At 71.1% G+C, this 11,895-nt stretch carries 12 protein-coding genes; 6 read left to right on the forward strand and 6 right to left on the reverse strand.

Annotated features, from left to right (window positions below):
- Positions 1 to 30: 30 nt before the first annotated feature.
- A complete protein-coding gene (locus tag GTO19_RS05770) occupies positions 31 to 894 on the reverse strand; it encodes a LysR substrate-binding domain-containing protein (RefSeq protein ID WP_291019058.1) in 864 nt (287 codons plus the stop codon).
- Between the two features lie 74 nt (positions 895 to 968).
- Here GTO19_RS05770 and GTO19_RS05775 point away from each other — a divergent pair, with 74 nt between their 5' ends.
- Complete coding sequence (locus GTO19_RS05775; RefSeq protein WP_291019059.1) at positions 969 to 1,865, forward strand: DMT family transporter; 897 nt, start codon at positions 969 to 971, stop codon at positions 1,863 to 1,865.
- Between the two features lie 36 nt (positions 1,866 to 1,901).
- Here GTO19_RS05775 and GTO19_RS05780 read toward each other — a convergent pair whose 3' ends face one another.
- Both GTO19_RS05780 and thiD read right to left on the reverse strand, forming a co-directional pair.
- Complete coding sequence (locus GTO19_RS05780) at positions 1,902 to 2,402, reverse strand: Dps family protein (RefSeq protein WP_291019061.1); 501 nt, start codon at positions 2,400 to 2,402, stop codon at positions 1,902 to 1,904.
- 38 nt (positions 2,403 to 2,440) lie between these two features.
- Positions 2,441 to 3,271 carry a bifunctional hydroxymethylpyrimidine kinase/phosphomethylpyrimidine kinase gene (gene thiD, locus GTO19_RS05785; RefSeq protein WP_291019063.1) on the reverse strand — a complete coding sequence of 277 codons (831 nt, stop codon included), beginning with the start codon at positions 3,269 to 3,271 and terminating at the stop codon, positions 2,441 to 2,443.
- A 124-nt stretch (positions 3,272 to 3,395) separates the two neighbouring features.
- Here thiD and GTO19_RS05790 point away from each other — a divergent pair, with 124 nt between their 5' ends.
- Positions 3,396 to 4,286: an SdiA-regulated domain-containing protein gene (locus tag GTO19_RS05790; protein WP_291019065.1), complete on the forward strand. Its 891-nt coding sequence runs from the start codon at positions 3,396 to 3,398 to the stop codon at positions 4,284 to 4,286.
- 39 nt (positions 4,287 to 4,325) lie between these two features.
- Positions 4,326 to 5,009 carry a lamin tail domain-containing protein gene (locus GTO19_RS05795; protein WP_291019066.1) on the forward strand — a complete coding sequence of 228 codons (684 nt, stop codon included), beginning with the start codon at positions 4,326 to 4,328 and terminating at the stop codon, positions 5,007 to 5,009.
- On the opposite strand, the gene GTO19_RS05800 is transcribed toward GTO19_RS05795, so the two are convergent.
- Both GTO19_RS05800 and GTO19_RS05805 read right to left on the reverse strand, forming a co-directional pair.
- The gene (locus tag GTO19_RS05800) at positions 4,993 to 5,652 is read right to left on the reverse strand and encodes a DUF6064 family protein (RefSeq protein WP_291019067.1); all 660 of its coding nucleotides are present in this window, start codon (positions 5,650 to 5,652) and stop codon (positions 4,993 to 4,995) included. The two genes, GTO19_RS05795 and GTO19_RS05800, sit on opposite strands and share 17 nt — an antisense overlap.
- Positions 5,653 to 5,662: 10 nt before the next feature.
- On the reverse strand, positions 5,663 to 6,607 hold the full coding sequence (locus GTO19_RS05805) for an aldo/keto reductase (RefSeq protein WP_291019068.1): 945 nt from the start codon (positions 6,605 to 6,607) through the stop codon (positions 5,663 to 5,665).
- 125 nt (positions 6,608 to 6,732) lie between these two features.
- Between GTO19_RS05805 and GTO19_RS05810 the strand changes: the two genes are divergently transcribed.
- The 3 genes from GTO19_RS05810 to GTO19_RS05820 all read left to right on the forward strand — a co-directional run bounded on the left by GTO19_RS05810 (position 6,733) and on the right by GTO19_RS05820 (position 11,462).
- A complete protein-coding gene (locus GTO19_RS05810; protein WP_291019069.1) occupies positions 6,733 to 8,868 on the forward strand; it encodes a TonB-dependent receptor in 2,136 nt (711 codons plus the stop codon).
- Between the two features lie 154 nt (positions 8,869 to 9,022).
- Entirely contained in the window at positions 9,023 to 10,186 is a 1,164-nt protein-coding gene (locus GTO19_RS05815; RefSeq protein ID WP_291019071.1) for an ABC transporter substrate-binding protein, read from the forward strand.
- A gap of 106 nt (positions 10,187 to 10,292) precedes the next feature.
- Positions 10,293 to 11,462: an ATP-binding protein gene (locus GTO19_RS05820; protein ID WP_291019073.1), complete on the forward strand. Its 1,170-nt coding sequence runs from the start codon at positions 10,293 to 10,295 to the stop codon at positions 11,460 to 11,462.
- Positions 11,463 to 11,477: 15 nt separating this feature from the next.
- Here the strand turns inward: GTO19_RS05820 and GTO19_RS05825 are convergent, their stop codons facing one another.
- Positions 11,478 to 11,891 (reverse strand): RidA family protein, encoded by a 414-nt coding sequence (locus GTO19_RS05825; RefSeq protein WP_291019075.1) that lies wholly within the window; start codon positions 11,889 to 11,891, stop codon positions 11,478 to 11,480.
- Positions 11,892 to 11,895: the final 4 nt, after the last annotated feature.

An 11,895-nucleotide genomic window follows, 5' to 3' on the forward strand; every position in this document is an offset into this window, starting at 1 on the left:
CATTGTGGCGGGCCTGTGTGAAGGCCCTGTTCACGCCGCCTGACGCAAGGTCTGCACCAGCACGCGGTGCAGTGCGTCCACCGCGGGCGCGCCGCGCGAGGCGCGGCTGCGGTAGGCCGCCACGGCCATCGGCGCCAGCGGGCCGAGCCCATGCTCGGCCCCCAGCACCTGCAGGTGCGCGGGTGCGCTGCACTGCGTGAGCACGGCCACCGCCAGGCCGCTTTCCACCGCCGCGATCTGCCCCGGCAGGCTGGAGCTGTGGTACACGACCCGGTGCCGCCGGCCCTGCAGCGACAGCGTCGTCAGCGCGTGCTTGCGCGCCAGGCTCGCGTCCTCGTACACGGCGATGGGCAAGGGGTCGCGGCGCCAGACGTCGAACTGCGGCGAGCCCACCCACACCAGCGGCTCGTGGAAGAGCAGCGTGCCGCGCTGCGCGTGGTCGCGCGAGACCAGGGCCAGGTCGAGCTCGCCGCGAGCCACGCGCGGGATCAGCCGGGTCGATTGTTCGCAATCGAGTTCGATCTCCACCGCCGCGTGGCGCGACGCGAAGCGCTTGAGCACCGGCGTGAGGTAGCGCGCGGCGTAGTCGTCGGGCACGCCCAGGTGCACGCGGCCGAGCAGGGTGTCGGGCCGCATGGCCGCTTGCGCCTCGGCGTGCAGGTCGAGCAGGCGGCGCGCGTAGCCCAGCAGGGACTGGCCGTCGGGCGTGAGCTCCAGCCGGCGCGGGCCGCGCAGCAGCAGCGGTTTGCCCACCGCGCGCTCGAGCTTCTGCAATTGCATGCTCACCGCCGACTGCGAGCGGTTCACCTCGGGCGCCGCCGCCGACAGCGAGCCCGCGTCGACCACGGCGACGAAACACTTGAGCCAGTCGATCTGCAGGTCGTCGGCGCGCATGAATCCGGTTATCGAATGGAGTTCATGCGAATTATCCGCTTCTCGAAAGTTGATGGGGCGACCACAGTGCGGGCATGGACCAAGACGCACGCAACGAACGCCTGGCCGCCTGGCGCATGGCCCTGGGCGGACTCATCCTGGGCACGCTGGGCGTGTTCCTGCTGGAGTCGGGCAGCGACCCCGCCTCGGCCGCGTGGTTCCGCTGCGCCTTCGGGCTGCTGGCGCTCACGCTGTGGGCCTGGGCCGCGCGGCGCGCGCCCTTGTGGCGGCTGCCGGCCGGCACCTTGTGGCGCGTCGTGCTGGCCGCGGCGCTGGTGGTGTTGAGCTGGGTCGTCTTCTTCGCGGCGATCCAGCGCCTGTCGGTGGGCTTGGCCACCGTGGTCTTTCATGTGCAACCGCTGTGCCTGATGCTGGCCGGCGCCTGGTGGCTGGGCGAGCCGCTGCCGCGCGCGCGCCTGGCGGCGGCGGGGCTGGCCCTGTTCGGCTTGTCGCTGGCCACGGGCTTGCTGGGCGCTGCCGGGGCGGTGGTGTCGGCGGTGGGCGTGGCGCTGTGCCTGGTGGCCGTGGTGGGGCAGACGGTGGTGGGCCTGTTGCTGCGCGCCCGCACGCCGGTGCCGCCGCTGGCCCTGGCCTGGTGGCAATGCGCCGTGGGCGCGCTGGCGCTGTGGCCCTGGGTGCTGTCGGCCGGCTGGCCCGCCTGGGGGCCGGCCTGGGGCTGGCTGGCCGCGCTGGGCGTGGTGCACACGGGGCTGGCCTACGTGCTCATCTACGGCGGCATGGCGCGGCTGGCCACCTCGCGCACCGCCCTGCTGCAGTTCGTTTACCCGGGGGCGACGCTGGTGTGCGACGCGCTGGTCTACGACCGCTGGCTCGCGCCAGCACAGATGGCGGGCGTGGCCTTGATGGGCCTGGCCCTGTGGTGGGGCGCCCATGAGCCCCCACGCTCCGCCGCCGCGCGGGTCGCAGGCTGATCCGCCTCGGGGCGGCCCGGCGGCGGATCGTCCGGCTTACTCCTCCAGCAGCGAGCGCAGCATCCACGCCGTCTGCTCGTGCACGGTGAGGCGCTGCACCAGCACGTCGGCGGTGGGTTCGTCGCTGGCCTTGTCGACCAGATCGAACATGGCGCGCGCGGTGCGCGCCGCGCCCTCGTGGCCCTTGGCCAGGATGGCGACCATCTCCAGCGCCTTGGGCGGCGTGGCGGGCGCGTCGGGCAGTGAGCTGAGCTTGGCGAACTCGGCGTAGCTGCCGGGCGCCACGTGGCCCAGCGAGCGGATGCGCTCGGCGATGGGGTCGACCGCGTTCCACAGCTCGGTGTATTGCTGCATGAACATGTCGTGCAGGCTGTTGAACATGGGGCCCGTCACGTTCCAGTGGAAGTTGTGCGTGGTGAGGTACAGCGTGTAGGTGTCGGCCAGCAGGTGGCTCAGGCCTTTGGCGATGGCGGCGCGGTCTTTTTCGCTGATGCCGATGTTCACGGCCATGACGGGTTTGGCGGTCTTCTTGCTCATGGGGGCTCCTTGATGAGAACGGGTGACAGAGCGAAAGCTTAGCGCTCTTGCGTGTGCACGGTGGTGGGCAGGGGCGAGAAGCCGTGGTTCAGCGGCCCGTGGCCGCGGCCCAGGCGCCACTGGGCCGATGCGTAAAGGGCGGCGCGCACGTAGTCGCGCGCCCGGGCCACGGCGTCGGCCAGGGGAAGGCCGCGTGCCAGCCCGCAGGCGATCGCGCTGGACAGGGTGCAGCCTGTGCCGTGGGTGTTGGGGGTGTCGATGCGCTCTGCGGCCCAGCGCGTCACCCCATCGGCATCGAGCAACAGATCGGTGAGCACCGGGCCGCTGAGGTGGCCACCCTTGAGCAACACGCCGCGCGCGCCCAGGGCGCGCAGCTCGCGCGCGGCGCCCTCCAGCGCGTCGGCCGTGGGGATGGCGTGGCCCACGAACCAGCCCGCTTCGTCGAGGTTGGGCGTGATCACGGTGACGCGCGGGAACAGTTCGGCCACCAGCACGGCCATGGTGTCCGGGGCGATCAGCCGGTCACCGCTGGTGGCCACCATCACGGGGTCGAGCACCACGCGCTGCAGTTGGTGGCGGTCGATGGCGCGCGCCACCGCGCGCACCACCTCGGGCTCGTGCAGCATGCCGATCTTGACCGCGTCCACGCCGATGTCCTCAACGACGGCGTCGATCTGCTGTTCGAGCAGGGGCGCAGGCAGGGCCTGGATGGCGCGCACGCCTTGCGTGTTCTGAGCGGTGATGGCGGTGATGGCGGACATGCCGAAGCAGCCGAGCGCGCTCATGGTCTTGAGGTCGGCCTGGATGCCGGCCCCACCGCCGGAGTCGCTGCCGGCAATGCTGAGGACGCGGGGGGGATGGAGGCTCATGTTGCAAGTTCCTGCCCATGGTCCGATGGGACCATTCGGAGAGGCCTCGATTGTTTCATCTGTTCATGTTCGGTTTCCAGAATCGCTCGGGGACCTTTCCCGGACACAACAGAGAGACCAGACCATGCCCTCCCCTTCGTTCAAGCGCGTGGCCGCGGCCATGGCGCTCCTGGGTGTTTTCCTCGCCCCCGTGGCCGCGCAAGCCCAGGCCCTGGACCTGTCGCGCTACACGCTCACCTCGAGCTTCGCCCTGCCGGGCACCGCCTCGGAGTCCTCGGCCATCACCTGGAACTGGGACACCAACACCCTGTTCGTGGTGGGTGACGAGGGCGACTTCATCACCGAGGTGGCGCGCGACGGCACGGTGATCGGAAGCATGAGCCTCAGCGGCTTCGACGACACCGAGGCGCTGACCTACATCGGCAATGGCGAGTTCGTCATCGGCGAGGAGCGCATCCAGGACGTCTACAAGCTGAGCTACCAGGCGGGCGGCAACGCCTCGCGCGGTTCGCTGCAGTCCGTCTCCCTGGGGGCCACCGTGGGGAACGAGGGCATCGAGGGCCTCTCTTACGACCGGGCCAGTGGCCAGTTCGTGGCGGTGAAGGAAAAGAACCCGCAGGCCGTGCAGGTCGGCAGCATCGACTTCGCCAACGGCACGCACACCATGAGCCCTCTGTTCACGCCCAAGCTCGGCGTGGCCGACCTGTCGGACGTGCAGGTGCTCAGCGGCTTCACCGGCGCCAGCTTCGCCGACCACCTGCTGATCTACAGCCAGGAATCGCAGCGCCTGCTGGAGGTGACGCGCACCGGTCAGGTGCTCAGCGCCTTCGCCTTCACCACCATCAGCGGCATTGCCGAGGGCGTGACCATCGCCGCCGACGGCACGATCTTCATCACCGACGAATCGCCCTTCGTCTACATCCTCACCGCCCCGGTGCCCGAGCCCGAGACCTACGCGATGTGGCTGGCCGGCCTGTTCGCCGTTGCCGGCGCCGCGCGCCGCCGCAAGGCCTGATCCCCGTTCTTCGTCACTTCCATCAACAGGAGCCTGAGCATGAAAAAGCAACTCGCCGCCCTCGCCGTGGCCGCGTTCACCGCCTGCGGTTCGTTCGCCGCCACCAGCGGTGTGGTGATCACGGAATGGATGTACCAGGGCGCTGGCAGCACCGACCGTGAGTTCATCGAATTCACCAACCTGGGCCCCACCGCCGTGGACTTCACCGGCTGGAGCTACGACGACGATTCGCGCCTCTCGGGCGCCTTTCCGCTCTCCGCCTTCGGCATCGTGGCGCCGGGCGAGTCGGTGATCATCACCGAGATGAACGCGAGCGCCTTCCGCAGCGCCTGGGGCCTGGACGCCAGCGTGAAGGTCTGGGGCCCGTATACCAACAACCTGGGCAACGGCGACGAGATCAACCTCTTCGACGGCGCCGGCAACCTGGTGGACCGCCTCACCTACGGCAGCGACCCGCGCACGCGCGGCATCAGCGGGCGCGCCACCGGCGCCGACGCGCTGGGCGCGAACGACGTGTCGCAGTGGGTGTTCTCGTCCGTGGGTGACATCGAAGGCTCCTGGGCCAGCAGCCTGGGCGACATCGGCAGCCCTGGCCGCACCTCGTTCGCGAGCCCGGTGCCCGAGCCCGAGGGCTACGCCATGCTGCTGGCCGGCCTGGGCGCCGTCGCCGGCCTGGTGCGCCGCCGCCGCCAGAGCGAACGGTCCGCTACGCCCGCCGCCTGATCGCAGCGCCCAGCGCGATCGCCGCCGCCGCCAGCGGCGCGAACGCCTGGGCCTGCTCCATTGTCGCCAGCGTGGTGGCGCTGACCAGGCAGGCCAAGGTGCCCAGCCCCAGCAGCGCCCACCACAGCCAGCGCCCCGCGCGCGAGGCCGGGCGCGTGTGCAGCAGCAGGCCCAGGCCTGCCACCGCCGTGGGGTCGGGCGCCAGGCCGATGAACTCGGCCTGCACGACGGGCCGGCCGTCCGCCGGTGCGAGCAATGGCCATGACAGGGCCGCCATGAGCAGCAACACGCTGCCCGCGCGCGAGCGCCGCACCCGCCCGCCTGTGCCATTCAGCAGCAGCCAGCCCAGCGCCGCGAGCGCGTACAACCCCGCCAGCGCTTGCGCGCCCCAGTTGATGGGCACGTACAGCCGCCACACGAAGCCCCAGGCCACCAGCGCGCTCAGCGCGGCCATCAGCGCCATGCCCCGCCGCGCGGCGTGTTCGTGTCCTTGCCACAAGGCGAGCGCCAGGGCCAGCACCAGCACGTTGGCCAGCAGCCCCAGCGGCCACCAGGCGGCGTTGTGCAACTCGAACAGGCGCCAGTAGGTGTCGGGCGCGAACATCAGGAAGTCCGAAGGGCGGTAGGTCCACCATTCGTTCATTGGCGGGCCCTCACAGCGCGCCGATCGCGCGGGCGATGCGTTCGCGCTGCGCCGCGTCGGGCAGCGGCCCGCGCGCGGCGGCCAGGTTTTCGCGCACGTGCGCCACCTGCCGCGTGGCGGGGATGGCGCAGGTGACGGCCGGGTGGGCGAGCACGAACTTCAGGATGAGCTGGGCCCAGCTGGTGGCGCCCAGCTCGCCGGCCCAGCCGGGCAGGGGGTGGCGCGCCAGCGCCCGCGTGAGCTGGCCTTCGCGGAAGCTGCGGTTGACGATCACCGCCACGCCGCGCTGCTGCGCCAGCGGCAGCAGTCGCTGCTCGGCCTCGCGGTCCAGGGGGTTGTAGGTGAGCTGCACGAAGTCGAGCGTTTGCGTGCGCAGGATGCGCTCCAGCTCGTCGTGGCGGCGGCCCTCGGAGGTGGTGATGCCGACGTAACGCAACCGGCCGCTGGCCTTCATGCGCTGCAGCATCGGCAGGTGGTCCTCCCAGCCCAGCAGGTTGTGCACCTGCAGCAGGTCGAAGCGCGGCACGCCCCAGTGGTCGCGCGACGCCTCGATCTGCGCCGGACCGCGCGCGGCGCTGCCCGTCCAGACCTTCTCGGCCGAGAACACCGGTGCCTGCCCGCCCAGCGAGGCCAGCGCCTGCCCGATGACCGGCTGCGACGAACCGTACATGGGCGAGCTGTCGATCAGTCGCCCGCCGTCGGCGAAGAAGGCGCGCACCACCTCGGCACACCGCGCGCGGCCTTGCGGGTCGTTGCCCACGTTGAAGGTGATCCAGCTGCCCAGGCCGATGGCGGGGATGGCCTCGCCCGTGGCAGGAATCGGGCGGCGCAGCGGCGCGTCGGCGGCCTGGACCTGAGCCGGTGCGGGCCTCACCGGCGCCGCGCAGGCCGTGAGGCCCAGGCCCAGCACGGCGCGTCGCCGAAGGCCTGCGGGTGGGCGGGGGCCGTGTTCCATTTCGTGACGCATAACGTTGGGTGGGGTTGGTTATTGCATGGATCCCTGCAGCGTGGGAAATATCCCTCCCACAATGGCCCGGCAGTCGCGCGCACGGCGCCTGCCGACAGAACCCGAGGAGACCCATGAGACTTGCCGCCCACCTGCCGCTCATCGGCGCGCTTGCCGCCACCGCCGTCCATGCCCAGACCGCCTCCCCCGAGGGCGGCGCGCTGGCGCCCGTGGTCATCCGCGGCAGCGCCGACGCCGCCCAACGCTGGCTGGGCAGCGCCAGCGTCGACGTGGTCGATGGCCGGGAGCTGCGCGAAGGCCAGCTGCAGATCAACCTGTCCGAAGGCCTGGGCCGCGTGCCGGGCCTGGTGATCCGCCAACGCGAGAACTACGCGCAGGACCTGCAGGTGTCCATTCGCGGCTACGGCTCGCGCGCCACCTTCGGCGTGCGCGGCGTGCGCCTCTTCGTGGACGGCATCCCGGCCAGCGCACCCGACGGATCGGGCCAGGCCGCGAATTTCCCGCTCGGCAGTGCCGACCGCATCGAGGTCGTGCGCGGGCCGTTCGCCGCGCTCTATGGCGCCTCCAGCGGTGGCGCCATCCTGCTCTATACGCAGGACGGCACGCGCCCGGGTGAATGGCGCACCGGCCTGGCCGCCGGGCCCGACGGCCTGTGGCGCCTGTCGACCCAGGTCCTCGGGCAGACCGGCACCGTGGAATCGCCGGGCTGGTCGTATGCGCTGGACGTGGGCCGCTTCGAGACCGACGGCCAGCGCCCGCAGTCGGCCGCGCACCGCAGCACGGCCAATGCCAAGCTGTCGCGCGCGCACGAGGGGGGCCGCACCACGCTCGTCTTCAACCGCCAGAGCGGCTTCTCGCTCGACCCGCTGGGGCTGACGCGCGCGCAGTTCGACGCCGACCCCACCCAGACCGACGCGGCGGCGATCAACTTCAACACGCGCAAGTCGGTGTCGCAGACGCAGGCCGGCCTGGCCTGGGACCAGTCGCTCGGTGGCGGCCACCGGGTCGAGCTGATGGGCTACGCAGGCCAGCGCCGCGTGGTGCAGTTCCAGTCGATCCCCACCGGTGCGCAGGCCGCGCCGGGCAGCTCGGGCGGCGTGATCGACCTGGACCGCGACTACTGGGGCTTCAACGCGCGGTGGCGGCTGCAGCGCGAATGGCAGGGCGGCGAGCTCGACCTGAGCGCGGGCCTGGCGATGGACCGCCAGAGTGACGCGCGCCGCGGCTACAACAACTTCGTCGGCACCACGCTGGGCGTTCAGGGCCCGCTGCGGCGCGACGAGACCAACCGCGCCGACTCGCTGGACCCTTACCTGCGCGCCGCCTGGACGCGCGAGGACTGGACGCTCGAAGGCGGCGTGCGCCACGTGCGCACGCGCTTCGAATCGAACGACCGGTTCCTGGCCAACGGCGATGACAGCGGCAGCGCGCGCTACAGCGGCACGCTGCCCGTGGTGGGCGCGCGCTGGCGCCTTGCGCCAGGCCTGCAGGCGTTCGGCAGCGTGGGGCGCGGGCTGGAGACGCCCACGCTCAACGAGGCCGCCTACCGCAGCAGCGGCGGCGCGGGGCTCAACACCGAGCTCAACGCGGCGCGCAGCACCAGCGCCGAGATCGGTCTGCGCGGCCGCCACGCCGCGGGCCTGTGGTCCGCCACGCTGTTCGACATCCGCACGCGCGACGAGATCGTGGTGCAGAACAACACGGGCGGACGCTCCACCTTCCAGAACGCGGGCCGAACCGAACGCCAGGGCCTGGAACTCGCGGGCGAATGGGGCGTCGGCGAGTTCACGCTGACCAGCGCCTACACGGCGATGAGCGCGCGCTACCGCGACGGTTTCCTGACGTGCACTGCGACGCTGTGTCCCACCGTCAACCCGCCCACGCCCATTCCCGCCGGCAACCGCTTGCCCGGCCTGCCGGCGCAGCAGTTTTTCGCGCAAGTGGCCTGGACACCGCGCTGGGCCGCCACCGTGGGGGGCGTGTTCACGCTGGAGGCGCGGCGCAGCGGGCGCGTCCAGGTGAACGACCTCAACACCGATGCGGCCGAGGCCTACACCCTGTTCGCGCTGGGCGCACGCTTCGAACAGAGCACCGGCCCCTGGACCTGGCGGCAGTTCCTGCGTCTGGACAACCTGACCGATCGCCGTCACGCGGGATCGGTCATCGTCAACGAGGGCAATGGCCGCTTCTTCGAGCCCGGCGCGGGACGCTCGCTGTCGGCGGGCATCGAGCTCACGCGGCGGTTCTAGGCACGGTTCGCGCGACCTCGCGATCAACGGTGGCCCTGGGCGGGCAAGCGTGGTCGCGCCGGCGCGAACGATCGGTAGCATGCGCAACGTCTGGATACCGTCACCCGGTATCCGCTTGTCCTGCTTGCAGCCCGATCCCAGGAGGTCCAGCCCGATGCGCCCTACGCCCCCCCACGCCCTTGCCACGGGCCTGACCCGCCGTGCCTTCGCGGCCACCGCCATCGGTGGGGCCGCCAGCCTGGCCGCACCGGCGCTGCTGGCGCAGAACAACCGCATCGTGCTCGGTCAGTCGGCCGCGTTCAGCGGACCGGCCGCGCAATTGGGCATCCAGTTCAACGCGGGCGCACAGCTCTATTTCGATCAGCTCAACCAGCAGGGCGGCGTGGGTGGCCAGCGCATCGAGATCGTCAAGCTCGACGACGGCTACGAGCCCGACCGCTGCGCCGAGAACACCCGCCAGTTGCTCTCGCGCGGCTGCACCGCGCTGTTCGGCTACATCGGCACGCCCACCAGCCTGGCGGCGCTGCCTCTGGCCATCAAGGACGGCACGCCTTTCATCGCACCCTTCACGGGCGCCATGGGCTTGCGCCAGCCATTCAATCGCCTGGTGTTCCACCTGCGCGCCTCCTACAACGACGAGACTGCGCTGATCGTGCGCCAGCTCACCAGCCTGGGCCTCAACGACATCGCGGTGTTCCACCAGAACGATTCATACGGCAAGGCTGGCCTGGACGGTGTGACGCTTGCACTCGAGCAGCGCAAGCTCAAGCCCAAGGCCACCGCCACGGTGGAGCGCAACTCGGTGGACGTCGCCAAGGCCGTGTCCGCCATCGTCGCGGCCAAGCCGCAGGCCGTCGTGCAGATCAGCGCCTACGCCTCCTGCGCGGCCTTCGTGCGCGAGGCGCGCAAGGCCGGCTTCGGTGGCACCTTCTTCAACGTGTCCTTCGTCGGCACGCAGGCGCTGGCCGACGCACTCGGCAAGGACGGCGCGGGCGTGGCCATCTCGCAGGTGGTGCCCAATCCGTTCTCCACCACGCGACCCGTCACGCGCGAGTTCCTCGACGCGATCGCGCGCGGTGGCAACAAGGTGCAGCCCAACTACTCCAGCCTCGAAGGCTTCCTGGCCGCGCGGCTGTTCGCCGAGGGGACGCGCCGCGCGTCCGGGCGCCTCAACGCCGACTCGCTGGTGAATGGCCTCGAGGCCATCGGCGACACCACTTTTGGTGGCTTCAGCATTTCGCTCGGCGCCGACAACCACGTGGCCTCGCGTTTTGCCGAGCTGTCGATGCTCACTGGCGACGGCCGCGTGCGCACCTGACAGTCTTGACAGGGTGAGGCGGCGCCCCGGCTGGCGCCGCGTGAGCGAACGCTGCATCATGCAACGAACACGCGCCAGGGCGTGTTGCGCTGAACGATTGCCTGCCGTGTCGAACCGACCCCTGCTCTCCGTGTTGCCGGTGGCCGAGTGGCCATTGCCGCCCGGAGATCGCCTGCCGTGCGCGCTGCTGTTGATCACCGCGGATGGCATGGTGCACAGCGCCAACACCACGGCGCACGCCTGGTTCGACGGCCAGGCTCACGGCATGACCCCGCTGGCGCACTTCCTGGGTGTCCCCGACCACGACGAGCGCGCGGGCGAACTCGATGCGTTCATGGAAGGCATGCGCCGGACCGGCCAGATGCGTGAGCTGCGGCTGGCGCTGCACCGCCACGGCGGCGAGCACTTCTCGGCATTGCTCATGGGCATGCCCCTCGTCGATCCCAGCGGTTTGTACCTGGGCTTCGACACCATGGTGCTCGACCTGTCGCGCTGGCAGGACCGCGAGGCGCTCGTGCCTTACACGCACGCCGAGGACCTGCGTGTGCGTCTCGAAAGCAGCATGCACGCGCACGCCGTGGCCATGCGCGACATCGATGCCTTCACGCAGATCCTGTCGCACGACATGCGCGGGCCGCTGCGCCAGGCCCGGGGCTACCTGCGACTGATGGGCGAGCACAGCGGGAGGGCCGACGATTCCCCGCCGGGGGAGTACACCCGATCGGCCCTGGGCGCCATCGACAGGCTGAGCGGCATGATCAACGCGCTGCTCGAATTCGCGCGCCTGTCCCGCGTGCCGCTGGACCTGCGGTTCGTGCCCCTGGGACCTCTGGTGCAGGGGGTGCTCGCCCAGCTGGGCCGCGATGCCCATGCGGCCACGGTCGACTGGCGCATCGACGACAGACTGCCCGGCGTGCGTGGCGACCCCGTGCTGCTCGCTCAGGTCTTTTCCCACCTGCTGGACAACGCCCTGAAGTTCACGCGCGGCGTGGAGCGCCCGGTGATCGAGCTGGGCTGGCACGAAGGCGAGAACGGTGCGCGCGTGTTCCACGTGCACGACAACGGGGTGGGGTTCGACCGGCGCGCCTCGGACAAGCTGTTCATGCTGTTCCAGCGCCAGCACCACGGGATTGAATTCGACGGACTGGGCACGGGACTGGCGTTCGCGCGCCGCATCATCGAGCGCCACGGCGGTGGCATGCGCTGCGAGTCGTCGCCGGGCCAGGGCTGCCGCGTGAGCTTCACGCTGCCGCACGACAGGGCGGATGGCGCCTGAGCCCGGGGGCGCCGCTCAGGCGCCCCGAGGCGGCGCGTCGGGCAGCACCGCCGTCACCTCGATCTCCACCTTCGCGCGCGCCTCCACCAGCCGGCGCACTTCCACGCAGGTCATGGCGGGGAAGTGCTTGCCCATCACCGCGCGGTAGGCCTCGCCGAGTTCGCGCAGGCGCGCGTTGTACTCGTCGCGGTCGAGGATGTACCAGGTCATGCGCACCATGTGCTCGGGGCCGGCGCCCGCGCAGGCCAGCACCTCGTGCACGTTCTGCAAGGCCTGGCGCGTCTGGGCGATGAAGTCGTCGCTCTCGAATTGCTGCTGGCCGTTCCAGCCGATCTGGCCGCCGACGAAGATCTGCGTGCCGCGCGCGGCGATGCCGTTGGCGTAGCCCTTGGCGGGCAGCCAGCCCTCGGGGTGGAGTTGTTGCAGCATGGTC

The sequence above is a fragment of the Hydrogenophaga sp. genome, assembly GCF_011772445.1.
Taxonomy (GTDB): Bacteria; Pseudomonadota; Gammaproteobacteria; order Burkholderiales; family Burkholderiaceae_C; genus Hydrogenophaga.